Here is a 24003-nt window from a genome sequence, read left to right as displayed (position 1 = left end):
TTCAGCGCGGCGGCACTTGCATTTTTTCAAAAGATATGTTATAATATAGTATTGAGGAGATGACAGACATGAAAAGAATCATACAGATATTCCAATGCCTGCTGCTGCTTGCACTTTTCAACTACTCCACCATCGGCAGAACGTTTCCGAACGGTGCGGTGGTCTTTGCTGTGCTTGCGGTACTGCTCATACATTTCTTCGCATTCCTGATAAGACCTCAGAAGCGCAGGAAATCACAGGAAAGACGCCTGAGCAGTCTCTCGGACGGTGCCTGCATACTCGGCACTTCCCTTGTGCTCATCGTGCTTGAGATACCCGCGCTTTTCATACTGCCGAAGCTCCACGACGCCAAGGTCGGCGGCACGGTGTCATACGGCTACGTCATCGGGAGCGGCGTCATCGCGTATCTCGTCATCGCGCTCATGACCTTCATCGGACTGGTGAAGATAGCCGTTTCGGCGCGTCAGCACAAGGCTTCGCTGTACATACTTCTGTTCTGCACATGGTTCCTGCCCGTGGTCAACTGCTTCGTGCTGTGGAAATTCTACCGCCACGCGAAGAGCGAGTACCACTTCGAGCAGGCAAAGCTCGACCTCGACGATATGCGTGCCGAGAATCAGGTCTGCCTGACAAAGTACCCGATAATCATGGTACACGGCATCTTCTTCCGCGACTGGCAGATGTTCAACTACTGGGGACGCATCCCGAAGGCGCTGGCGAAAAACGGCGCGAGGGTCAGCTACGCCAGTCAGCAGTCAGCCAACGCCATCGAGGTCAGCGCCCGCGAGATAGCCGCTCACATCGAGAACACCATCAAGCTCACGGGCGCGGAGAAGGTCAACATCATCGCCCACTCGAAGGGCGGTCTTGACACGCGCTACGCCATCTCGAAGCTGGGGATGGACAAGTACGTTGCGACCCTCACCACCATCAACACGCCCCACCGCGGCTGTGCGTGGGTGGACAAAGTCCTTGCGAAGGCTCCGAAGGGGCTGGCGGACTTCCTCGACAACAAGTACAACAAGCTGTTCACAAAACTCGGCGACACGAGCCCGAGCTTCCTGACGGGCGTGGGCGAGCTGACCGAAGCCGCCTGCACCGAGTTCAACAAGAACGTCCCCGATATGCCGGGGGTGAGATACAAGAGCGTCATGAGCCGCATGGTCAGCCCGCTTTCGGCGGGATTTCCGCTGAATATCGGGTATTTCTGCAGCAAACCCTACAGTCAGCGCGGCAACGACGGACTGGTGACGATGGAGTCGGCACTCTACTGGGAGGACAGCGAGGTCATCCCCGACACGAAAAAGCGCGGTATCTCACACGGCGACATGATCGACCTCATGCGTGAGAATATCGACGGCTTCGACGTGCGTGAGTATTATGTTCAGCTCGTCAAAGACATGAAAGAACAGGGATACTGATTCAGATAAGAGATCAGAGATATTGTTGTGCTATAAATCGGAATTTGACAAACTGTCAGATAATTTTGATTTCAGGAGGTAAATTATGAAGGTAAAGGATGCGTGGTATTTTAACTATACCCAGAAGGAAAGTGAGATCTTGCAGCCGGATATGGCTGTACCGGAGTCTCATGTGGGGATATACTGCGAATTTGAAGAGCTGGTGTTTCCGATATCCTTTCATATTTTGGGGATGTGTAAAGGAGAGGTGGTATTTGATAAGGACATCATGGCTTTCGGCAACGGGGACGATGCAGATATTAGTTTGCGCAAAAGCGGATACGGGGCAGTGTTTAAGATCCGTGAAGATAAGGATTGTGAGCCGGATATGTTACGGGTCATCTATGAAGCGGGAGGTAAATCAGAAACTTTTGAAACGGAATGTAAATACTATACATTTTCGGGACAGGTATCGGATTTTGACGGAAAGCCTTTTCCGGCGGTGGTGATGTTATATCGCTATGGTTTTGATGCCGCGCCGTTTATTATGGGAACATGGACGGATCTGAACGGACGATATAGTCTTCGTGTGCCGGCCGGGAGCTATAATGCCATATATTCAGATGATAACAGCTATGGGATCAGCTCTTTGGAATGCTGGGGCTGGAATATTATTGCGGACCGGGACGAGGTCATTGATCTGAAAATCGGAAACGGTGAGGTGTATTCGTTAAATGTGAGTGTAAATAACGGAGGTGTACAAACACTTTTCCTTACCTTTAGGCCTATGGTCTATTTCAAAAAAGAAGAATACGACACTGTAGTCGGTGAAGAAAAGGTCCATATAACGGATGTTGCACCGGAGATCGCAAAAGAAGATGTTACGGTTTATGTAAACGGAAGAAAAACAGATGTGATTTCATTACAGAAATTATACGAGGCTTCTCCCGATGGGCTGCATTTGCCGATGTATATGGTGCAAATTCCCAGAGAGATGCATCCGGATTGCCTGGATAAGCAGACTGTCGTTTTGGAATACGATACAAAGGACCGCGGAAACGGACGTGCTTGCAGCAGAGGCTTTACGCAGTTCTTTTATAAGGATGGATTTTGTACGAGATAAAATAATTCTGATTTATCACAATAACTTTTCTGCAATAATAAAATCATCGCGTAAGCGATACATTATCTCTTATCTTTTATCTCTTATCTAAAATAAAGGGGGTGTTGGCGTGTTCATGCCGATATCAAAAAAGGATATGGAAGAGCGCGGTATCGGGCAGCTCGATTTCGTGTATGTAATCGGTGATGCGTATGTCGATCATCCGAGCTTTGGTGCTTCGATAATCTCGCACCTGCTGACATACAAGGGCTATACCGTCGGGATCATTGCACAGCCCGACTGGAGAGACCCGAAGTCGGTGCTGAGGCTCGGCAGACCTAAGCTCGGATGGCTCGTGACGGCAGGCAATATCGACTCGATGGTGGCACACTACACCGTTGCGAAAAAGCCGCGCTCGGATGATGCTTACTCGGCAGGCGGCAGGGGCGGCAAACGTCCCGACCGTGCCGCGACCGTCTACTCAAAGATGTGCCGCGCCGCCGCGCCCGAACTGCCGATACTTATCGGCGGTCTTGAAGTCTCGCTGAGACGTTTTGCGCACTACGACTACTGGAAAAATGAGGTCATGCCTTCGGTGCTGGTGGACACGGGTGCGGATATCCTCATGTTCGGGATGGGTGAGCACTCGGTCATCGAGATAGCCGAACGGCTCGCAAACGGCGAACCTGTAAGCTCTATCCGCGACGTGCGCGGCACCTGCTACCTCTGCGACCCGAAGGAGACCCCCTACGGTGCGGTGCAGTGCCCGTCATTCAAGGAAGTCGCCGAGAGCAAGGAGCTCTACGCGAAGGCGTGCCGCATACAGTACGACTGGCAGGATGAGGTTTACGGAAAGACCATCATCCAGCGTCAGGGGGACAAAATGCTGGTGCAGAATCCGCCCGCGCTGTCGCTGACGACCGAGGAGCTTGACCTTGTGTACTCCCTCGACTACGAGAGGGCTTACCACCCCTGCTACGAAAAGGAGGGCGGCGTGCCATCCATCGAGGAGGTGCGCTTCTCGCTGACCCACAACAGGGGGTGCTACGGGTTCTGCAACTTCTGCTCTATCGCACTTCATCAGGGCAGACGCGTAACCGTCCGCAGTGAGGAGAGCGTCATCGAGGAAGCGAAGAAGCTCACGCAGATGAAGGACTTCAAGGGCTATATCCACGATGTCGGCGGTCCGACGGCGAACTTCCGCGGACCGTCCTGCGACAAGCAGCTTGAACACGGGCTCTGCAAGGGCAGGAAGTGCCTTGCGCCCGAGCCATGCAAGAACCTTAACGTCGATCACAAGGAGTACCTGCACCTGCTGAGACAGCTCCGTGCGCTCCCGAAGGTCAAGAAGGTGTTCATCCGTTCGGGCATACGCTACGACTACCTCATCGAGGACAAGGACGACGAGTTCATGAACGAGCTCATCGCCCACCACATCAGCGGTCAGCTGAAAGTCGCACCCGAACACTGCTCGGCGGCGGTGCTCGACAAGATGGGAAAGCCCCACATAGAAGCCTATAAGCGTTTCCAGAGACGCTTTTACGAGATAACGGGCAGACAGGGCAAGGAGCAGTATCTGGTTCCGTACCTGATGTCCTCGCACCCCGGCTCGAAGCTCGCGGACGCGGTGGAGCTGGCGATGTTCCTCAAAGAGAACCACATCCGACCCGAACAGGTGCAGGATTTCTACCCCACCCCCGGAACACTCTCGACCTGTATGTTCTACACGGGGCTCGACCCGTACACCATGGAGCCCGTCTACGTGGCGAAAGACCCGAAGGAAAAGGCGATGCAGAGAGTGCTTCTGCAATACTACAAGCCCGAGAATCAGCGCCGCGTCATCGAAGCGCTCGAAAAGGCGGGCAGACGCGACCTCATCGGGCACGGCTCGGACAAGCTGGTAAAGCCCGACAGCATCTACCTGAAAGAACAGCGCGAACGTGACGCAAAGCGAAGCGCTCCGCAGAAAGGTAAGCAGGGCTCCCGCCGTCCTCAGAACGGCAAGGCACCAAACGGAAAAGGCAGGAGAAAACGCTGAATCATGGCTAAGGATAAAAAATCAAACCCGCTGGCGGTTGCGGTGTTCCTGACGGGCTTGCTGCTCCTTGCGGGCGGTGCCGCCAGCTTCATCAAGTATCACGGACTGTGGGACGAGCTGCCGAAACTGCCCGAAGAACTGGGTTCACAGCACCTCAGCGACATCATCGCAGAGCACACGTCCTCACCCGAGACGAATAAGAGAACGAAAACCTGGGTGGAGTTCATCGACGTGGGGCAGGGCGACTGCGCACTCGTCTGCTCGGACGGGCATTATATGCTCATCGACACGGGCGACCGCGACAGCAGCGACACCGTGATATTGCGCTTGCAGCAGCTGGGCGTGAAAAAGCTCGACTACCTGCTGCTGAGCCACCCTCACGCCGACCACATCGGCGAGGCTGCGGACATTTGCAATGCCTTCGAGACAGGCAGCGTGATAATGCCGAACATCCCCGACGAACTGCTGCCCGACTCGGTGAGCTACGACCAGCTGGTCGAGACAGCCGCCATCGAGGATGCGGAGGATATGAGCTATACCTTCGGGGAGTGTACTTTCGACACCTACGCCCCCACCGAATACGACACCGACCTGAACAACTGGTCGATGCTGGTGAAGCTCACCTGCGGAGACTGCACCTTCCTGTTTACGGGGGATTGCAGCTTTGACGAGGAGAACAGCTTCCTTGAACGGTGGGTGGATGTGGACGCCGACGTGCTGAAGGTCGGACATCACGGCAGCGCCTACGCCACAGGCGACGACTGGCTCGCCGCGGTAAGTCCGCAGATCTCGGTCATCTCCTGCGGAGCGCAGAACGACTACGGACACCCGAGCGACGTCACCGTTAACAAGCTGAACGACTACGGTTCGGAAGTGTACATCACTGCGGAAGTCGGCAGCGTTGTCATCGAGACTGACGGCGAGACTGTATGGAGGAAATAACACGCATGACGATAAAGGTCAGGTATTTCGACGAACTCACGCTGAGGGAGCTCTACGAGATACTTCGTGCGAGATCCGAGGTATTCGTGGTGGAACAGGAGTGCGTCTGTCAGGATATGGACAGGAAGGACTATGACAGTCTGCACGTTTTCGCCGAGGAGGATGACGGCAGCGTCGGCGGCTGTCTGCGGCTCTTTCAGCGGGACGAGGACACCGTCCAGCTGGGCAGGGTGGTCACGGTCGAGCACGGCAAGGGGCTCGGAGGGCTGCTGCTTCACGAGGGAGTCCGACAGGCGAGGAAGCATTTTACCGCGAAGAAGATCTATCTTGAGGCTCAGTGCTACGCGATAGGCTACTATCGGAAAGCAGGCTTTGAGGTGTGCTCGGGGGAGTTTATCTTGGACGGCATACCCCATGTCAGCATGGAGCTTGAACTTTAGGAAAGAATGACTGTGATGAAAAATAAAGGAATGACCACACTGATGCTTTTTTCTGCCGCAGCAGTCTTCGGGCTTTCGGGCTGCGGGCAGAGCGAAGTGAACGGCAGCAGGGCTGACAGCGTTCCCGAAGGAGCATCGTCTGCTGCTGCTGAAATCCCGGAACCTGAATCGGAAACGGAATCGGCGGAGATCGCGGAGCCTTCGGGTACATACAATGCAAAATACTACATTGAGGACGGCAAAAGAGTTCCTGTCAGGGAGATTCTCAACAGGGATGAATTCACCTACGCCATGACCTTTCACGGGGACGGGAGCTGCGAGCTTATTTTGAACGAGTCGGTCAGCTCTTATAAATGGGGCGGCGGGACCATTGCGAAGGACGGCGCCGAGATCATGACCTACACCTTGACGGATAACACCCTGACCGTCGATAATTTAGGTGTCGTTGTGGAATTTGAAAAAGAATGATCAAAACCTGCACTGTAAATCATTAAGAGGAAGTGTCATTAGAAATGGACAAGGACTTATTTACGCTGATGAACGAGCAGATGAACTCGTTTTCAAAGGGACACAAGGCGATAGCCGCCTACATCACCGAGCATTACGACAAGGCGGCTTACATGACCGCCCAGAAGCTCGGCAAGACGGTAGGCGTGAGCGAATCCACGGTGGTGAGGTTCGCGTCGATGCTGGGCTTTGACGGCTACCCTGCCCTTCAGCGGGCTTTGCAGGAGCTTATGCGCAACAAGCTCACTGCCGTACAGCGTATCGAGGTCACCAACGACAGGCTCAGCGGTGGCGACGTGCTGGGACAGGTGCTCGCAAGCGACATTGAGAAGATACGCACCACCCTCGAAGAGACTTCGGAAGATGCGTTCACGAATGCGGTGCAGGCTATCGAGCACTGCGAGACGGTGTATATCCTCGGAGCCCGAAGCGCCGAACCGCTGGCGTCCTTCCTGAATTACTACCTGTCGAGGATGTTCCCGCAGGTGAAACAGCTTCGCAACACCACCACCAGCGAGCTTTTCGAGCAGGTGATGCGCATCGGCGAAAAGGACGTGATGATAGGCATCTCCTTCCCGAGATACTCACGTCAGACCGCGAGGATGATGGAGTTCGCAAAGAACCAGAAGGCGCACGTCATCGCGCTGACCGACTCGGAACAGTCGCCGCTGGCACCCTTCGCGGACGACCTGCTCATCGCACGCAGCGACATGAACAGCTTCGCCGACTCCCTCGTCGCACCGCTCTCCCTGATAAATGCGCTCATAGCGGCGCTCTCCATAAGCTCGGCGGACACCGTTCGTCAGAGCTTCGAGAAGCTGGAAAAGATATGGGATGAATATGAAGTCTACTCGGAAAACAAAAGGTAAAGAATGATAAAGCTGAAAATAGAGCAGGACACGGGACACCTGCTGAGCTTCTACCACGTTTACGACGAACAGGGCGAAACGCTCTTCGTCATCGAATCGAAGTTTGAGCTCGGGGCGCACCTTTTCGTCCGCGACCCCGACGGCGAATGTCTCGCCGAGATAAAGCGCCGTCTGCCCTCAGTACTGCCCGTTTACGAGCTGACCATCGGCGGCGAACAGGCAGGCAGGATAACAAAGCGCGTCGGTATTTCGAGCTACAAGGCAGAACCGATCGGCTGGGAGACCAAGGGCGACATCTTCGGTCTGCAATACAACGTCAAGTGCGGCGGCGAACTTGTGCTGGCGGTCAACAAGCCGATTTCGGCTTTCGGCGACACCTACGACCTGAAGATTTACGACGAACAGAACGTTATGATGGCAGTCCTCATGACTGTCGTTTTCGACATTTCACAGCACAGAGGCGACGGCACCGAACAATAAGGTGTCCGCTTTTTTGTACGAATACAACTATAGGCACAGCATCGGGCTGTGGGATAAAAAGGAACGGATATGCAGACAGATATCGTAATAATCGGCGGCGGAGCGAGCGGGATGATGTGCGCGGTGCAGGCGGCGTGGCTCGGACACGAGGTCATAGTCATCGAGCACGAGGCGCAGCCCTGCCGAAAGCTAAACATCACAGGCAAGGGACGCTGCAACGTCACAAACAACTGCGACGTGCAGACGGTCATGGCTAACCTGCCGAGAAACTCAAAATTCATGTACTCTTCGCTGAGCAGGTTCGCTCCCGAGGACGTTATGGCGTTCTTTGAGACGCTGGGCATAGAGCTCAAGACCGAGCGCGGCAACCGCGTTTTCCCCGTCAGCGACAAGGCTCAGGACATCTCGGGGGCGCTGATAAACGCCGCCCGTGATGCAGGCGTGCGCATCGTCTGCGACGACGCACTGTCCCTCATCATGGAAGACGGCGAGGTCAGGGGCGTGAAATGCCGTAAGAGCGAGTACTTCGGAAGGTGCGTAGTCGTTGCCTGCGGCGGTATCTCCTACCCGAAGACGGGCTCGACAGGCGACGGATACACCCTCGCAAGACAGGCGGGACACACCGTCACCGAATGTACGGGGTCGCTCGTGCCCGTGGAGCTTTACGGCGAGTGCGCTCAGGCGATGGGACTGTCGCTGAAAAACTGCGGACTCACCGTCACCGACAACACCACGGGAAAAAAAGTCTTTGAACAGCAGGGCGAGATGCTCTTTACCCACTTCGGGATGAGCGGCCCTCTCGTGCTGTCGGCGTCGGCGCATATGCACGACATCGTCAAAGGCAAGTACACCTTCGCGGTGGATTTGAAGCCCGCCCTCGACGAGAAAAAACTCGGCGAGCGGATACTTCGCGACTTCTCGGAAGTGCCGAACCGCGATTTCGGCAACTCCCTCGGACGGCTGCTCCCTGCGAGCATCATCCACGTCATCATCAAACGCAGCGGCATCTCCCCCGTGAAAAAGGTCAACCAGATAACCCGCGAAGAACGCGAGAGCCTTATCCGCGCGATAAAGTCGCTGACCTTCGACGTGAAGGGTCTGCGCCCCGTGTCCGAAGCGATAATCACCCGCGGCGGTGTAGAGGTCGGCGAGGTCAGCCCGAAAACTATGGAGTCGAAGCTCGTGAAGGGACTGTACTTCATCGGCGAGGTGCTGGACGTTGACGGCTACACGGGCGGTTTCAACCTACAGGTCGCATGGGCGACGGCTTACGCGGCGGCACAGGCGTTCTGAAAACCCGTGACAAATGTTTTTCAGCGATGAACAATGTGTTCCCCCCTTGACAAGGGGGGGCTTTTGTGTTATATTTATAATAGGGTAATTGTCCAATTTTTTAACTGTTTAGTGTTTGAATAGAAAAAAACGCTTCGGCACAGAATAACTTCCGTAAACATTTTATCGGAGGTAAAAAAGCTATGTCGAAGAAAAAACAGCACAAAAAACACCCTGTCATCAGCTGCACGCCTGCCTTTACGATGACGGAAACGGCTTCCGTTCTCGGGGCGGAACAGGCTGATGAGATAAAGGACTTCGGGCTTGCACGGATGGAAGGCAGACACGGTATCTGCTGCCTGAACATCATCGGGCAGGTCGAGGGGCACTATATCCTGCCCCCCGACAACAAGACCACAAAGTACGAGCATATCATACCTTCGCTGGTGGAGATAGAACAGGACGAGACCGCTGAGGGTCTGCTGATACTTCTCAACACCGTCGGAGGGGACGTGGAGGCTGGGCTTGCCATCGCAGAGCTCATCGCAGGGATGAAAACTCCTACGGCTTCCATCGTGCTGGGGGGCGGACATTCCATCGGGGTGCCGCTGGCGGTCAGCGCAAAACGCTCGTTCATCGTGCCCAGCGCCACTATGACCGTACACCCCGTGAGGATGAACGGCCCCGTGGTGGGAGTGCCGCAGACGCTCGAATATTTCAGACGTATGCAGAAGCGGATAGACCGCTTCATTACAGCGAACTCACGCATCAGCGAAAAGCGCCTGCACGAGCTAATGCTCGCGACGGGTGAGATAGTGATGGACGTGGGGACGGTCATAGACGGCGAGACCGCTGTGGAATGCGGACTTATCGACTGTCTCGGAGGTCTTTCGGACGCGATAGGCTGGCTTTACAGCCGTATCGAGGGCTGAGGACTTCATAAAGGAAAGGAAAAAGAGGGGAAAGATTTGGCTCAGAGTAAAGGAAAAACCACTGCAAAGACCACATCAAAAAGCAGTACCGCGAAGAAAAGCTCTTCGGGGAGCGCTTCAAAAACGGCTAAGCCGTCGGCAGGCGCAAAACAGAACGATGCGGCTGCCGCGAAGTTCCGCGAGCGCAGGCGTTTCTGGTCGCTGGTGATGTTCTTCTTCGGGATATTCCAGATAATACTGACATTCATCAAGGGCGACGGCTTGTGGAAAAAGCTGTACGACCTCAACCGCGGGATGCTCGGCGCTTCGGTGTTCGTGTTCGGAGCATTCATTATATATATGGCGCTCTCGATAGCTTCGGAAAAGGCGAAGAGCGCGGTCATAGCCCGAGCCGTACAGGGAGCGGTCATGTTCTTCCTGCTGAGCGGCGCGGCACAGATATTCTTCGGTAACGCTGTGCAGGGCTCGACGCTGCTGATAAAACTCAAACACCTGTACGCTGACGGCGTGAAACTCAGAGGTGGCGGCGTGGCAGGAGCGCTGATGGGGCTGTCCCTCAGGACATGGTTCGGCGAGGTCGGCTCGAAAATACTCATCGTTCTGCTCATCGTGCTGTTCGCTCTGCTGCTGTCAGACCTGACACTGCCGCAGATACTCCACGCCATGACGCGCCCGATCGTCGGCGGTGCGAAAGCTCTCAGGGAAAACGCCGCAGACCGCGCCTACGAACGTGAGCTTGACGGCAAGTACGATCTGCCCGAGCCCGTACCCGAGCCCGAGCCTTACGAGCAGATGACCTTCGACAGCTACGAGCCGCAGCCTGCGCCCGTCCGCAAGCCCGAACGCAAGCTGAAAAAACGCAGCGTGGACTTTGCAAAGGTGCATCAGGCACAGCTCGACCGCATCCGCCGCGAGGAGGAGGAAGCAAGAGCACGCGCCGAGAAGTTCAGCATGGACGGTCAGCCCGAAGAGGTGAAGGAGGAGGCTCCGAAGCCCGAAACGGCTCAGAAGACAGCCGACGGCACAGACCCCAGGACTGTCAAGCGCGAGCGTACCGCTCCTGCCTCCGAACAGGCTCAGGAGACCGAGAACGAGAAGAAGAAACAGCCCGAAAAGCCTGCGAAGGAACCTACCCGTGCCGAGCAAGTGAAGGAAGAAAAACAGAAGGTCGCCGAGGAGATAAAGCTGAAGGAGCTTATCCGTCAGGCGTCGGCGGCGCAGAACCGCCGGAACGAGGTCAACGTAGACCCCAACGCCGAGACCTACAGACCCGTCGAAGATGGCGAGCAGGTAGGGTACGTTTATCCGCCCGTCGAGCTTCTCCAGCCTGCGAAGAACCGCAGCTCGGAAGAAGAGATCGAGCGCGAGATACAGGACAAGTCCCAGAGGCTTGTGGCGACTCTCGAACAGTTCGGCGTAAAGACACGCATCGTCGGCATCCACCGCGGCCCTACCGTTACGAGGTACGAGTTGCAGCCTGCGGCAGGCGTTAAGGTAAAGCAGGTCACTTCCCTTTCGGACGACATCGCGCTGAACCTTGCGGCACAAAGCGTGCGAATCGAAGCGCCGATACCCGGAAAACCCGCCATCGGCATCGAGATACCGAACATCCACCGCGACAGCATCTCCATGAGAGAGCTTATCGACAGCCGCGACTTCCGCCGCGCAAAGGGTCTGCTGAAATTCGCGGTCGGCAAGGATATCGAGGGCAACATCGTCATGGGCGACATAACCTCGATGCCCCATATGCTCATCGCGGGTACTACGGGTTCGGGCAAGTCGGTATTCACGAATTCGGTGATACTGAACATCCTCTACCGCTGTTCGCCCGACGAGGTCAAGTTGATACTTGTTGACCCGAAACGCGTTGAGTTCCCGATCTACAACGGCATACCGCATCTGCTGATACCCGTGCTCACCGAACCGCTGAAGGCGGCAGGTGCGCTGGGATGGGCGGTGAACGAGATGAACCGCCGCTACGCGCTACTCGAAGCAAACGGCGTGAAGAATCTCGAAGAATACAACGAATTCGTCGATGAGATGATAGCCAACGACCCCGAGTGCAAGCGCACCAAACTGCCCTACATCGTCATCATCCTCGACGAGCTGGCTGAACTTATGATGGCGGCGAAAAATGAGGTCGAGGCTTCGATACAGAGCCTTGCTCAGCTGGCAAGAGCGGCGGGTATGCATATGCTCATCGCTACCCAGTCGCCGAGAACCGACGTACTTACAGGTATAATCAAGGCTAACATACCGTCGAGAACGGCGCTGATGGTGTCCAATAATGTGGACTCAAGAGTAATCCTCGACGAGGTGGGCGCAGAAAAACTGCTGGGACGCGGCGATATGCTCTTCAAGCCCGCAGGCTACCCGAAGCCGCTCAGAATCCAGAGCGGTTTTGCGTCCAGTCAGGAGATACGCGATATCGTGGCGTTCCTGAAACAGGAACACGGCGCTCAGTACGATCAGGAGGTCGTACACGAGGTCGAGCAGAATATGCCGAAGCCCAAGAACGAGGAGGACACCGAGGTCCAGATAAACCCCGACGACGACCTCGTAAATCAGGCGATAACCATTATCGTCGAAACGGGCAACGCCTCCACAGCGTTCTTACAGCGCAAGCTCAAACTCGGCTTCCCCAGAGCCGCCCGCATCATGGACGACATCGAGGCCATGGGCATAATCGGCCCCCAGGAAGGCGCCAAACCCAGAAAAATCATGATAACCAAAGAAGAATGGTACGAAAGACAGGGGCGTTCGTGAGTGAGGCGCGGTTTATTACCGGAGAAACCCGCCTTAGCTTCTCACCCAGCTCCCCTTCCAAAGACTTTTAATATGTCGTTTGTTGTGGTTTAGAAGATGGACTATCACCGCTTCAAAAGTGACCATCTGAAAAATTCCGCAAATGATGTGTTGACCTCCTTTGAACGTCTTTTTGGCAAGGTCGCCCAATGAGAAAAAGAACCACAAATTTCCCGACCTGCACAAACTAATAAAGAACCACCCAAAAGCCAAAAAGTATTAAAAATTTTAGTGAGGGGGGTTGGTGGAAGACCCTTTTTTAAAAGGGTCTTCCACCAAGATAGACAGCACTTTTCCAAAGACAAGCACACAAAGGTGAATATAATGTAAGAAGGTCGTGATCGTAATGAGTCCCGAGCAGAAACATATACGAAAAGTCAAGAGAAAGAATCGGCGGAAGCTGATCTTAGCGGTCATCATTGCAGGGGTGCTGATGTTTTTTGCTGTGTTCATGGGGCTGACGACGTTTCTGATGAGGTCGAGGTTCACGAGGGTGGACTATCCTGACAAGAAGTACTCATACAACTACCGTTACAGCCACTACGCGAGCAAGTATCCGAGGGAGGAAGTCACTTTCCTGTCGGGGCACAACACTCTGCACGGCTACATTTACGGCATGGACAACGACAAGGGTCTGATCGTGTTTGCCCACGGCATCGGCGCGGGACACGAGAGTTATATGCCGATACTTATCTCGATGGTTGACAAGGGCTGGCGGGTGTTTGCGTATGACGCCACGGGAAGCTGTTCGAGCGAGGGTTCGAGCACGATAGGTCTGGCGCAGAGTGCCATTGATCTTGACAAGGCGCTGACCTACGCAGAGAGCGACGACAGGCTCAACGAGCTGCCCATGTTCGTCATGGGTCACAGCTGGGGCGGGTATGCGTCAGCGGCTGTGCTGAACTTCGACCACGATATTAAAGCCTGCGTGACACTTTCTGGCTACTGTACGCCTATGAAGGAGCTGAACGAGGCGAGCGAGCTGATACTCGGCAGCGAATCGGCGAAGTATCTGACCCCCTTCATCTGGCTGTACAACAAGGCTTGTTTCAGGAACTACTCAGACCTTTCGGCGGTGGACGGCATCAATAAATCCAACATACCCGTCATGGTCGTTCACGGAACGTCTGACAAGACCGTGCGCTACGACGGCGCGGCGATAATCAATCAGCAGAGCAAGATCACGAACGAGAAGGTCGTTTACGTGACGATGGATGAAAAGCGCAGACGCGGTCACAACTCATACCTCTACTCGAAAAAGACCGTAAACTATATGCGCAAAAAACTCGACCCGCAGTTTGAACTGATGATGAAGCAGTACAACGGTAAGATACCGAATCAGGCGCTTGCTGCCTACTACCGTTCGGTGAACAAGAAGCTCGCGAACGGGATAAATACAGAGCTCTTCGATCAGGTGGATGAGTTCTTCACGCAGCAGCTTGAGCCGTCGTGAGAAAAACAGGACCATGCTTTTGGGATACAGGGCATGGTCTTTATTTTCGGGAGAATGGAACAATTATGAAAGTTTTATGTAATCTATTGCAATTTGCGGAATAATGTAGTATAATATAGATTACAGCATTTCTCAAAAAACAGAAAGGAATGGTAAAACAATGCTTAACAGCGAAAAGACAATGGACAAGATCGTGGCTCTGTGTAAGGGCAGAGGCTTTGTATATGCAGGCTCGGAGATCTACGGCGGACTTGCAAACACCTGGGATTACGGTCCGCTCGGCGTAGAGCTGAAGACCAACATCAAGAACGCATGGAGAAAGAAGTTCATTCAGGAGAACAAGTACAACGTAGGACTTGATTCGGCTATCCTGATGAATCCGCAGACCTGGGTAGCTTCGGGACACCTCGGCGGCTTCTCCGACCCGCTCATGGACTGCAAGGAGTGCCACACCCGTCACCGTGCGGACAACCTCATCGAGGACTTTGACGGCACAAACGTTGCAGGCTGGTCGAACGAGCAGCTGATGGACTACATCAAGGAAAAGAACATTCCCTGCCCCCAGTGCGGCAAGCACAACTTCACCGACATCCGTCAGTTCAACCTGATGTTCAAGACCTTCCAGGGCGTAACCGAGGACTCGAAGGCTGAGCTGTATCTGCGTCCCGAGACTGCGCAGGGTATCTTCGTAAACTTCGCGAACATCCAGCGCACCACCAGAAAGAAGGTCCCCTTCGGCGTTGCGCAGGTGGGCAAGTCCTTCAGAAACGAGATCACTCCAGGAAACTTCATCTTCCGTGTAAGAGAGTTCGAGCAGATGGAGCTTGAGTTCTTCTGCAAGCCCGGCACTGACCTTGAGTGGTTCGACTACTGGAGAAGCTTCTGCCGTGACTGGCTGCTGTCGCTGAACATCAAGGAAGAGAACCTGAGACTGCGCGACCATTCTGCTGAGGAGCTGTGCTTCTACTCCAAGGCTACCACCGACTTTGAATATCTGTTCCCGTTCGGCTGGGGCGAGCTGTGGGGCGTTGCGGACAGAACCGACTACGACCTGAACCAGCACATCAAGACATCGGGCAAGAACCTCGACTATCTCGATCCCGAGACCAACGAGAGATATGTTCCGTACGTTATCGAGCCCTCGCTGGGTGTTGAGAGACTGTTCCTTGCAGTTGTATGCGAGGCATATGACGAGGAGAACATCGGCACCGAGGAGAAGCCCGACGTTCGTACAGTTATGCGTTTCCATCCTGCGCTTGCTCCTGTAAAGGCTGCTGTACTGCCGCTTTCCAAGAAGCTGTCCGAGCCTGCGAGCAAGGTATTCGAGGATCTGTCGAAGAAGTTCTTTGTTGACTATGATGAAGCAGGAAGCATTGGCAAGAGATACCGTCGTCAGGACGAGATCGGCACACCGTTCTGTGTGACATACGATTTCGAGTCCGAGACCGACGGATGTGTAACAGTACGTGAGCGCGACAGCATGGAGCAGGTACGTATGCCCATAGCTGATCTTGAGAAGTATCTCGAAGAGAAGCTCGCATTCTAAAAACCAAACCACTGTCCCGTACACGCCAGAGACTAAAAAAGTTAAGGAGGGATGGAGACCCCCGCCTTAGCTGCGCACGGCTACAAAGGCTCCCCCAGCAGTGGCTCGGGGACAGCGTCCCCGCCCAGGGAACATGGCTTTGACCCGAAAGAGAGCCATCATCCCCCCCCCACAAAAATAAAATCGGCATTTCCCGAAAATCGAGGAAAAGAACTCTGCATGACAGCAGAGCTCAAATGAACCCTCGAAGCGTGAAATGCCGATTTTATTTTGCCAAAAGAGCGGAGCGACTTTTGGCAAAGCCCCCAAAAATCGCACCAGCGATTTATACAGACCTGCACAAACACTGCCATACCGAAACAGAGTAAACGGGACGGTGGTCTTGTTCTAAAAATATACCGCCTGTACAGTTACGTACAGACGGTATTTTTTTAGCCGCTTATTATCGATAATGTGCCGCTCTGTACAGGTGCCATCAGTACTCGTCCTGTGCCCCTGTAAACATTCACAAGCCCTTCTCCCGACGCCGCTGATCCTACCAGCGTCTTCGTCGTGCGCTCTACCGTGAAATTCAGCGACGATGACCACGCGATCGCAAAGTTTCCGTCGATCTTCAGCTGATCGTTCTCCAGATCTACGATCACCAGCTCCTCCCTCGGAACAGGACTCTCCAGCACCGCAATGCCATTGCCCCTCAGGCAGGTGTTGAACATACCCTCGCCGCCAAGCATCGCCGACGAAATGTTCGAGCGGGCAGTCACACTGATGTCAACACTGTCGTTCGCCGCAAGGAACAGACCGTCCTCTATCACAAGACTGCCGCCCCACTTGCCGATGTCCTCAAGCAGGATGTACTTGTACGTCGGTTCGAGCACCAGCGTTCCCGTGCCGACATACCTCGGCTTGACCGCCGATTCGCCCGTCACCTTGCTGCCCACGAACTTCTTGAGCATATCGCCTGCGCCCTTGATGTTGGTCTGCGCCTCCACCGCGCCTGCGAACCACTGCATCGCACCCGACTGGATCACAACGCCGCTGCCGTTCAGACTGCAAATGACCTGACGCTTGTGTACGCCCATCTTGGACGAAAAATATGCCGACTGAGCCGTCGAAGGCGACACCGAAAGGTCGCGCTCATACTCCAGCACCGAAAAACCTCCGAGCTGCTGAACTACCTTGTGGGCGGCTGTCTCCTGGAAAATGTTTGTTCTTATCATAATCGTATCCTCCTTTATAACGCAATCGGTCATGAATGCTATGTCAATTATACCTCAAATTTCATCAATTGTCAATATTTTTTCTACATTTCACTTTGCTGAGGACGAAAAAAATCGGCAGAATCCACACTTCTGCAGATAGTCTTTTTATCCCAGTGCCGCGTAGGATGCGTTCACCACATCTCTTGCCAGCTGAGTCGTGCCTGCGCCGCAGCGCTGAACGAACAGCGTCACCGACAGCTTTTCCTTCGGGTCGCAGAGCAGATATGTGCCCGTCCAGCCGTCCCAGCCGAATGCGCCCTCGTTCGCCAGCGTGCCTGCAAGGTTCCTGTCCTCCAGCACTCTCACGAGGTTGCCGTAGCCGTAACCCCTTGTGGAGTCCCAGTTGTAGGTCTTTCTCTGTTCGGGTGAAAGACCGTTCGTGCGCATGAAGTCCACACCGCGCCTGCTGATAACGCCCTTTCCGCCGCAGGCAAGCTCAGCGCCGAGCTTTGCGAGGTCGTTTGCGGTCGTGAAGAGTCCCGCCCCGCCCGACTCGAACTTCGGCGGCTCGTCGTAATCGTAGATGCAGAGGTTGACGTACTCGGGCAGTTTCCTGCTTTCGCCAGCGCCCTCGTACAGCACCGCCAGTCTGTCGCGCTTGTCCGCAGGCACATAGAACGCCGTGTCCTCCATGCCAAGCGGTTCAAAGATATTCTTTGCAAGGTACTCGGAAAAGCGCATTTCCGCGACCCTTTCGACCACCGCACCGAGAATGTCCGCAGACGAGCCGTACATCCACTCGTCCCCTGCCGCGTACATCAGCGGAGCTTTTCCGACTGCCGCCGCGAATTCCTGAGTGGTCATCGGTCTGCCGTTCTTGATGCTGTCGTCAAGTGCATCCCATACCTTGTTCATGACCTCCACGCCCTCGTGCCAGTCGCCCGGGTAAGCGATGCCCGAAGTCATGTTCAGCAGGTCGCGGATGCGGATGGGCGGCGAATCGAGCTTCTTGCCGCCGCGGACGTACTTCGCATCGGAAAACTCGGGGATGAGCCAGCCCAGCTCCCAGCTTGTGTCCAGCAGTCCCCTCTCGATAAGCTGCACGCAGGCGGTGGCGGTCACTATCTTCGAGCAGGAAAAAGCCCTGCAAATGGTATCGGGTGTGAACGCCGTTCCTTTTTCGGCGTCGGCAAGTCCTGCCGCAAAGATGTGTATCGGCTTTCCGTCGCGGGTCAGCACGAAAGCCGCACCCGTTTCCGACTGCCTTTCGATACTGCGGCTGACCGCGCTGTTGATATTCTCAAAATTCATATATGTCCCTCCGTTAATCGATGGTCTTGAGCGATTCCGCCATATTTATCCGTTCGAGCTTGTTCTCCATGACAAGGTCAACGAGGAAATTGAACACGAACGTCAGCACCACGCTGTACACATAGCTCAGCGGCAGTATGCGCACGCTGAACGACACCATGTCCACAACTATCTGCCCCATCACGAAGCGGTGCAGAAGTATGCCCAGTCCCAGTCCGACCAGAGTGCCGATGGCGGTGAGCGCGATGTTCTCCCGAAGGACGTATGCGCTTGTCTCGCTTCGGAAAAAGCCCAGCACCTTGATGGTGGCTATCTCACGCAGACGTTCGGTGATGTTTATGTTTGTAAGGTTATATATCACGATGAACGCAAGCCCCGCCGCGCTGACGATGACCAGCAGGACAACGTAGTCAAGGCTCGACATGGTCTTTCTCATGCGCTCTTTCAGCTCGGAATAAACGGTCACGTTCTTCACCGCCTTGTCCCCTGCTATCGCCGCCGCTTCCTTGAATTCGTCGGTGCCCTCAGCAAAGTTCATGAAAGCGCCGTTGAACTCGGGGGCGGTCCCCAGCTGTTCCGTGAAGGTCTCGGGGCAGGTGAAAACGTAGTTATACACATGGTTCCTGAACACGCCGATGACTTTCAGGTGCAGTTCGTTCAGCTTGTCGTCGCGCAGGGTGATGGTATCCCCCGTATGAACGCCGTAGCGTTCTTCAAGGCTCCTGCTGACCACAGCTTCGCCGCTCTTCGGCACGGGAACAGGCTCGCCGTCCGCCGTATTCATCCGCACGAAGCTGTCCATCCCGTCGTAGTTTTCGGGGACTTCAAGTGTGATGCTCTTGGTCTTGTCCTTCGTCACCAGATCCCACGAACACTCGCGCAGGAGCTTGTGCTCGGCGGTGTGTTCCGCGAGCAGTTTTTCCACGCTTTCGGGGAGCTTTCCGTCCTCTGGGTCGAATATCATGTCGGCGTCGGTCACGAACACCTCGCCGTACTGCACGTCCGCAAAGCCTGCTACCGAATCCTTGATGCCGAAGCCCGTCAGAAGCAGAGCCGTACAGCCGCTGATACCGAGTATCATCATGAAGAAGCGTTTCTTGTAGCGGAAGATGTTTCGCACCGAGACCTTCACAAGGAATCTCAGCCGCTTCCAGATGAAGGGTATCCTCTCCAGCAGAACTCGCTTGCCTGCCTTCGGTGCTTTCGGGCGCATCAGCGATGCGGCTGTCTCGGAAAGCTCGTAGCGGCAGGATGCCCATGTGGTACCCACCGAACAGAGCAGCGAGACCGCTCCCGAAATGACCGCCAGCTTAACATCGAACATATACTTCATCTCAAGGTCTACATACATGAGCTGATAGGTCATCCAGATGACTCTCGGGAAAAGCATGGTCCCCACGGCGTAGCCTGCCGCCGCGCCGATGACCGCCGCACTTCCCGAATAGAACATCAGCCTGCCCATTATCGAGCCGTTTGAGTAGCCCAGTGCCTTGAACACGCCTATCTGGGTGCGCTGTTCCTCGACCATGCGGCTCATGGTGGTCATGCAGACCAGCGCCGCCACCAGTATGAAGAATATCGGGAACACCTTTGCGACCTGCGCCACTATGTCCGAGTCGTTCTCGAAGCAGGCAACGCCGATGTTCGTACCCCGTCCCATCAGGAACGTCTCGGGCTTTTTCAGCGATGCGACCGCATCTCTTGCGTCTGCGATCTCGCGCTCGGCGTCGGCTATCCTGCTGTCGAAATTCTGCTTGTTGCTGTTGTAGGTCTCAAGCCCCGAGGCATAATCATCCTCGCCCTTCTGATATTCGGCAAGCCCCTTTTCGTACTCCTCCTCGGAAGCGTCGAGCACGGCCTCCTGTTCGGCAAGCTGAGCCGCAGCCGCTTCTCCGAGCTGCTGCTTCATCTTTTCAAGCTCTGCCCTGCCGCTGTCTATCTGTTCCTTAGCGGCGGCAAGCTGTTGTGAGGTCTCGTCGAGGGTCTTTCTCGCCTCTGCCAGCTCCTGCTCCGCGTCCGAGAGCTTCTTTTCGCCCTCCGAACGGTTATCTTCAAGTTTACGGGTTCCGTCAGCTATCTTCTCTTCCGCGTCGCTGACCAGCCGTTCATAGCGTGCGTCGGCGTGTTCGCGGGTGATGCGCTCCCACAAGTCCTCGTGAGCGTCCATATAGTCCTTGTAGCCCTCCGAGTAGATAGTCTCATCCTCGTCAAAGCGGACGTATATCTCCGAGTAGGCTTTGCTTCGGAAGGCTTCGGGCATCACGTACATGAACCCCGAAACGCTTCCCGTCCCTATCGAAGTCGTGCCGCGCTCGAAGTTGATATACAGCGGAGAATAGCAGTAGCCCACGACCTTGTATTTCCTGTAGCGGAACATCCCGATGGTCTCCTGCTCGTTTGAGTCCTTGATGCGGATGACCGAGCTTCCCTCCATATCCGAGTTCTTCATGCCGCCCATCTTTGCATCAAGCAGGCACTCGTCTGGAGATTCGGGCATTCTGCCGCTGGTCAGCTTTATCTTGTTTACGTTCTCCGTCAGCGAGTGCGCCTTGAACACGTACTCGTTCTTTCCGTCCCTGTCGGTGCAGAGTATATCTGCGGAATACGCCCCCTCACAGGCACGCACATCGGGCTGTGAGGCGAGGTCTTCAACGTCCGACTTTTCCCATCCGATGGTCGAGAGCAGGCGGTAGTCATACAGCTGACCCTCCTGCAAAAAGCCGTTCATGTTGTATACCATCGTCGGGGTGGTTATCCTCACTCCCGAAAAAAAGCCGACGCCCAGCGCGATTATCGCGAGTATCGCCATGTATCTGCCGAGACTGCTTTTTATCTCCCGCAGTGCCGAGAGCTTCATTTTCGACTTCATCCGCTCACCATTCTATCTGCTCAACATCGACTATCTCGTCATTGAGCCTCATGCTCTCGACCATGCCGCTCTTCACCGTGATGATGCGGTCAGCCATAGCCGCCAGCGCCGAATTGTGAGTGATGACCACAACGGTCATTCCGTTATTGCGGCAGGTATCCTGAAGGAGCTTCAGCACCGACTTGCCCGTGTTGTAGTCGAGGGCGCCCGTCGGCTCGTCGCAGAGCAGCAGCTTCGGATTCTTCGCCAGCGCCCTTGCGATAGCGACTCTCTGCTGTTCGCCGCCCGACAGCTGTGCGGGAAAGTTCTTCATGCGCTCTGCCAGCCCCACCTGTTCGAGCACCTTTTCGGCGTCGAGGGGGTCTTTGCAGATCTGTGCCGCAAGCTCCACGTTTTCGAGAGCGGTAAGGTTCTGCACCAGATTATAGAACTGGAACACGAACCCGACGTCGTAACGTCTGTAAGCGGTCAGCTGTTTCTTCGTGAGCTGTGAGATATCCACTCCGTCGAGCTTGGCGCTTCCCGAAGTGAGGGTATCCATGCCGCCGAGAATGTTGAGTATGGTGGTCTTGCCCGCGCCCGAAGCGCCGACTATAACGCAGAACTCGCCCTTGCCTATCTCAAAGCTGACATCGCGCAGAGCCTCTATCTCGACCTCGCCTGTCCTGTAAGTTTTTTTTACGTTCCTGAATTCAACGAATGCACTCATGATATTGTCCTTTTCGTTCGGTTATAAAAACGCAGGACGGTGGCTTGCCTCCGCCCTGCTGACTGCGGCGGGTATTCAGATGATATAGAACCAGGTCTCGTCATCTATCTCGCGTCGTTCTATCGAAGCGTGGGGGTCATCAACGTTGCCCTTGTCGGAGCTGTACTTGAAGGTAAGCTCCTGATTCTTGATGCTGACTCTCGCGCCGTCGGGTATCGAGGATGTGATGAAGGCGTTGCCGCCGATTACTACATCCTTTCCGATGATGGTATCGCCGCCGAGTATCGAAGCACCCGAATATATGGTGACGTTATCCTTTATGGTGGGGTGACGCTTCTTTCCGCGGAGCGACTGACCGCCGCGGGTTGAAAGCGCACCGAGGGTCACGCCCTGATATATCTTTACGTTGTTGCCTATCTCGGTAGTCTCACCGATAACTATACCTGTACCGTGGTCGATGAAGAAGTATTCACCGATAGTCGTACCGGGGTGGATGTCGATACCCGTAAGGCTGTGAGCGTGCTCTGTCATCATACGTGGGATGAGGGGCACACCCAGCAGGAACAGCTCATGCGCGATACGGCTCGTAACGATCGCGTAGAGTCCCGGATATGAATATATTATCTCGTCGGTGGAGAATGCGGCAGGGTCGCCGTCGTAAGCCGCCTTGACGTCAGTCTCGACAAGAGCGCGGATCTTCGGCAGCTTGCTCAGAAACTCAAAGGTAAGGTACTCGGCGGCGTTCTCGACCTCTTCGGGAACGGCATTCTCGTACTCGGGCGAACAGCTGAGCACGACGGCTATCTGCTGACCGAGATTGAAGGTAACGTCCTCAAGCAGCATAGTCAGGGTGTTGCGTACCGTATACACCTTGTAAAGACCGTTCCTGAAATAGCCTGCGAACACGATGATGCGTATCTTTTCAAGAATATCTATAACTTTTTTCTTATCGGGCATCGCATGGGATTTGACCTCATCTATGATGCGTCCGCCCTCATAGTCGCTTACGAGCATTTCCGTCAGCTCGCTTAACTTTTTTTCGATATTAGACATACGCTGTTCCTCCTGCGAACATATATGTTATATTATACAACATTATATGAAAGTTGTCAAGGTCGGATCCACGGACGAGTAGTGCATTTCGGGTCATGCAGAAAAAAAGCCTGCCCTGCGGAGCTTGGCTCGCGGGGGGCAGACTTTGCGCTTTAAGAGGAGAAATATCACGATTTTACACCGCCGAGCGCCACACCTGCTACGATGTACTTGGAGAGCAGGAAGTAGACTGCAAGCAGCGGAAGAACGGTCAGGAACAATCCAAGATAGATCGCGCCGTACTCGGTCTTGTAGATATCACCCTTGAGCAGGCTTACCATGATAGGCATGGTGTACTTTTCCTGCTTGGTGAGCAGGATGCTCGAAAGGAAGAACTCGTTCCACTTTCCGACGAAGGCGAAGATAGCCTGAGTAGCCATCGCGGGCTTCATCATCGGGAGAACGATCTGGTTGAATATGCGGAACTCTCTTGCGCCGTCGATACGTGCCGACTGGAGTATCTCCATCGGAAGGGAGGGTATCATGTATTGTCTCATGAAGAAAACAGTGGTAGGTGCGGCGATAGAGGGGAGTATCAGCGCGAGGAAGTTGTTCGTCATGCCTATCTGATACATGAACTGGTAGAAACCGATGGAGGTCACCTGAGCAGGTATCATCAGCACCGCCATGATGACGGTGAAGAAAGGCTTGCGGAGCTTCCAGTTATAAGCGACCAGCGCGAAGGCGGTCATGGTAGAGAAATAGATGTTGCAGAGTGTCGAGAAAAAGGATATGCCCAGCGAATTCAGGAATCCGCGGAGAGGATTGAAGGATTTGCCCGTCAGTACGGCGAAGTTCTTCAGCAGGCTGGTTCCCGGTATCAGCGAGATGGAGTGCTGCTGTATCTGGGTGGTGCTCCTCGTGGAGTTTACGATCATTATCACGAAGGGGAACAGGCACATAACGGTAAGCAGTACACAGACGGTATATGCCACTATCTTGAATGTCTTCTGTGACTCGGCTCTGCTTTTTATCTCATCCGAGCTGCTTGAAACAGGTGCGCTCGGTACAGTTCCGGCTGTAGTTGTCATTATTCC

The 24003-nt window shown here is 54.7% G+C and carries 19 protein-coding genes; 13 read left to right on the top strand and 6 right to left on the bottom strand.

The window, feature by feature from the left end; genetic code table 11:
* Nucleotides 1-68 precede the first annotated feature (68 nt).
* The 13 genes from BT142_RS14420 (at nucleotide 69) to BT142_RS14360 (ending at nucleotide 15786) form a co-directional block, all read left to right on the top strand.
* On the top strand, nucleotides 69-1421 hold the full coding sequence (locus BT142_RS14420) for a lipase family alpha/beta hydrolase (protein WP_072418889.1): 1353 nt from the start codon (nucleotides 69-71) through the stop codon (nucleotides 1419-1421).
* A gap of 85 nt (nucleotides 1422-1506) precedes the next feature.
* Nucleotides 1507-2523 carry a carboxypeptidase-like regulatory domain-containing protein gene (locus BT142_RS14415; protein WP_072418888.1) on the top strand — a complete coding sequence of 339 codons (1017 nt, stop codon included), beginning with the start codon at nucleotides 1507-1509 and terminating at the stop codon, nucleotides 2521-2523.
* 115 nt (nucleotides 2524-2638) lie between these two features.
* A complete protein-coding gene (locus BT142_RS14410) occupies nucleotides 2639-4540 on the top strand; it encodes a YgiQ family radical SAM protein (RefSeq protein ID WP_072418914.1) in 1902 nt (633 codons plus the stop codon).
* 3 nt (nucleotides 4541-4543) lie between these two features.
* Nucleotides 4544-5482 carry a ComEC/Rec2 family competence protein gene (locus BT142_RS14405; protein ID WP_072418887.1) on the top strand — a complete coding sequence of 313 codons (939 nt, stop codon included), beginning with the start codon at nucleotides 4544-4546 and terminating at the stop codon, nucleotides 5480-5482.
* Entirely contained in the window at nucleotides 5470-5922 is a 453-nt protein-coding gene (locus BT142_RS14400) for a GNAT family N-acetyltransferase (RefSeq protein WP_242871990.1), read from the top strand. The genes BT142_RS14405 and BT142_RS14400 overlap by 13 nt, the downstream gene beginning before the upstream one ends.
* A 12-nt stretch (nucleotides 5923-5934) precedes the next feature.
* A complete protein-coding gene (locus tag BT142_RS14395) occupies nucleotides 5935-6390 on the top strand; it encodes a hypothetical protein (RefSeq protein WP_139182249.1) in 456 nt (151 codons plus the stop codon).
* Between the two features lie 44 nt (nucleotides 6391-6434).
* The gene (locus BT142_RS14390) at nucleotides 6435-7298 is read left to right on the top strand and encodes a MurR/RpiR family transcriptional regulator (protein ID WP_072418884.1); all 864 of its coding nucleotides are present in this window, start codon (nucleotides 6435-6437) and stop codon (nucleotides 7296-7298) included.
* A 3-nt stretch (nucleotides 7299-7301) separates the two neighbouring features.
* On the top strand, nucleotides 7302-7778 hold the full coding sequence (locus tag BT142_RS14385; RefSeq protein ID WP_072418883.1) for an LURP-one-related/scramblase family protein: 477 nt from the start codon (nucleotides 7302-7304) through the stop codon (nucleotides 7776-7778).
* A 69-nt stretch (nucleotides 7779-7847) separates the two neighbouring features.
* Nucleotides 7848-9071: a BaiN/RdsA family NAD(P)/FAD-dependent oxidoreductase gene (locus BT142_RS14380; protein ID WP_072418882.1), complete on the top strand. Its 1224-nt coding sequence runs from the start codon at nucleotides 7848-7850 to the stop codon at nucleotides 9069-9071.
* A 242-nt stretch (nucleotides 9072-9313) separates the two neighbouring features.
* Nucleotides 9314-9982, top strand: coding sequence for a ClpP family protease (locus BT142_RS18790; RefSeq protein WP_072418913.1), 669 nt, complete (start codon nucleotides 9314-9316; stop codon nucleotides 9980-9982).
* A 36-nt stretch (nucleotides 9983-10018) separates the two neighbouring features.
* The gene (locus BT142_RS14370) at nucleotides 10019-12748 is read left to right on the top strand and encodes an FtsK/SpoIIIE family DNA translocase (protein WP_072418881.1); all 2730 of its coding nucleotides are present in this window, start codon (nucleotides 10019-10021) and stop codon (nucleotides 12746-12748) included.
* Between the two features lie 472 nt (nucleotides 12749-13220).
* Nucleotides 13221-14240: an alpha/beta hydrolase gene (locus BT142_RS14365; RefSeq protein WP_072418912.1), complete on the top strand. Its 1020-nt coding sequence runs from the start codon at nucleotides 13221-13223 to the stop codon at nucleotides 14238-14240.
* A 160-nt stretch (nucleotides 14241-14400) separates the two neighbouring features.
* Nucleotides 14401-15786 (top strand): glycine--tRNA ligase, encoded by a 1386-nt coding sequence (locus BT142_RS14360; RefSeq protein WP_072418880.1) that lies wholly within the window; start codon nucleotides 14401-14403, stop codon nucleotides 15784-15786.
* A 431-nt stretch (nucleotides 15787-16217) separates the two neighbouring features.
* Here the strand turns inward: BT142_RS14360 and BT142_RS14355 are convergent, their stop codons facing one another.
* The 6 genes from BT142_RS14355 to BT142_RS14330 form a co-directional block, all read right to left on the bottom strand.
* A complete protein-coding gene (locus tag BT142_RS14355; protein WP_072418879.1) occupies nucleotides 16218-17003 on the bottom strand; it encodes an AIM24 family protein in 786 nt (261 codons plus the stop codon).
* A 147-nt stretch (nucleotides 17004-17150) separates the two neighbouring features.
* Nucleotides 17151-18296: a serine hydrolase domain-containing protein gene (locus BT142_RS14350; RefSeq protein ID WP_072418878.1), complete on the bottom strand. Its 1146-nt coding sequence runs from the start codon at nucleotides 18294-18296 to the stop codon at nucleotides 17151-17153.
* A 13-nt stretch (nucleotides 18297-18309) separates the two neighbouring features.
* The gene (locus tag BT142_RS14345; protein WP_072418877.1) at nucleotides 18310-21165 is read right to left on the bottom strand and encodes an ABC transporter permease; all 2856 of its coding nucleotides are present in this window, start codon (nucleotides 21163-21165) and stop codon (nucleotides 18310-18312) included.
* 4 nt (nucleotides 21166-21169) lie between these two features.
* Nucleotides 21170-21874, bottom strand: coding sequence for an ABC transporter ATP-binding protein (locus tag BT142_RS14340; RefSeq protein ID WP_072418876.1), 705 nt, complete (start codon nucleotides 21872-21874; stop codon nucleotides 21170-21172).
* Nucleotides 21875-21949: 75 nt separating this feature from the next.
* Complete coding sequence (locus BT142_RS14335) at nucleotides 21950-22927, bottom strand: serine O-acetyltransferase (protein WP_072418875.1); 978 nt, start codon at nucleotides 22925-22927, stop codon at nucleotides 21950-21952.
* A gap of 167 nt (nucleotides 22928-23094) precedes the next feature.
* The gene (locus BT142_RS14330) at nucleotides 23095-23997 is read right to left on the bottom strand and encodes a carbohydrate ABC transporter permease (RefSeq protein ID WP_084659500.1); all 903 of its coding nucleotides are present in this window, start codon (nucleotides 23995-23997) and stop codon (nucleotides 23095-23097) included.
* Nucleotides 23998-24003: the final 6 nt, after the last annotated feature.

It is taken from the genome of Ruminococcus sp. YE71 (genome assembly GCF_900119155.1).
Classification (GTDB): Bacteria; Bacillota; Clostridia; order Oscillospirales; family Ruminococcaceae; genus YE71.
Note: the sequence above shows the minus strand (reverse complement) of the source record. Positions and strands in the feature narration are given on the sequence as shown.

What these genes read in the sequence shown, in the direction of transcription:
- BT142_RS14365 (WP_072418912.1), top strand. Translation starts at nt 13,221, where the DNA reads ATGTTTTTTGCTGTGTTCATGGGGCTGACGACGTTTCTGATGAGGTCG.
- BT142_RS14400 (WP_242871990.1), top strand. Translation starts at nt 5,470, where the DNA reads ATGGAGGAAATAACACGCATGACGATAAAGGTCAGGTATTTCGACGAA.
- BT142_RS14355 (WP_072418879.1), bottom strand. Translation starts at nt 17,003, where the DNA reads ATGATAAGAACAAACATTTTCCAGGAGACAGCCGCCCACAAGGTAGTT.
- BT142_RS14390 (WP_072418884.1), top strand. Translation starts at nt 6,435, where the DNA reads ATGGACAAGGACTTATTTACGCTGATGAACGAGCAGATGAACTCGTTT.
- BT142_RS14420 (WP_072418889.1), top strand. Translation starts at nt 69, where the DNA reads ATGAAAAGAATCATACAGATATTCCAATGCCTGCTGCTGCTTGCACTT.
- BT142_RS14345 (WP_072418877.1), bottom strand. Translation starts at nt 21,165, where the DNA reads ATGAAGTCGAAAATGAAGCTCTCGGCACTGCGGGAGATAAAAAGCAGT.
- BT142_RS14415 (WP_072418888.1), top strand. Translation starts at nt 1,507, where the DNA reads ATGAAGGTAAAGGATGCGTGGTATTTTAACTATACCCAGAAGGAAAGT.
- BT142_RS14385 (WP_072418883.1), top strand. Translation starts at nt 7,302, where the DNA reads ATGATAAAGCTGAAAATAGAGCAGGACACGGGACACCTGCTGAGCTTC.
- BT142_RS14410 (WP_072418914.1), top strand. Translation starts at nt 2,639, where the DNA reads ATGCCGATATCAAAAAAGGATATGGAAGAGCGCGGTATCGGGCAGCTC.
- BT142_RS14350 (WP_072418878.1), bottom strand. Translation starts at nt 18,296, where the DNA reads ATGAATTTTGAGAATATCAACAGCGCGGTCAGCCGCAGTATCGAAAGG.
- BT142_RS14330 (WP_084659500.1), bottom strand. Translation starts at nt 23,997, where the DNA reads ATGACAACTACAGCCGGAACTGTACCGAGCGCACCTGTTTCAAGCAGC.
- BT142_RS18790 (WP_072418913.1), top strand. Translation starts at nt 9,314, where the DNA reads ATGACGGAAACGGCTTCCGTTCTCGGGGCGGAACAGGCTGATGAGATA.
- BT142_RS14405 (WP_072418887.1), top strand. Translation starts at nt 4,544, where the DNA reads ATGGCTAAGGATAAAAAATCAAACCCGCTGGCGGTTGCGGTGTTCCTG.
- BT142_RS14360 (WP_072418880.1), top strand. Translation starts at nt 14,401, where the DNA reads ATGCTTAACAGCGAAAAGACAATGGACAAGATCGTGGCTCTGTGTAAG.
- BT142_RS14380 (WP_072418882.1), top strand. Translation starts at nt 7,848, where the DNA reads ATGCAGACAGATATCGTAATAATCGGCGGCGGAGCGAGCGGGATGATG.
- BT142_RS14340 (WP_072418876.1), bottom strand. Translation starts at nt 21,874, where the DNA reads ATGAGTGCATTCGTTGAATTCAGGAACGTAAAAAAAACTTACAGGACA.
- BT142_RS14335 (WP_072418875.1), bottom strand. Translation starts at nt 22,927, where the DNA reads ATGTCTAATATCGAAAAAAAGTTAAGCGAGCTGACGGAAATGCTCGTA.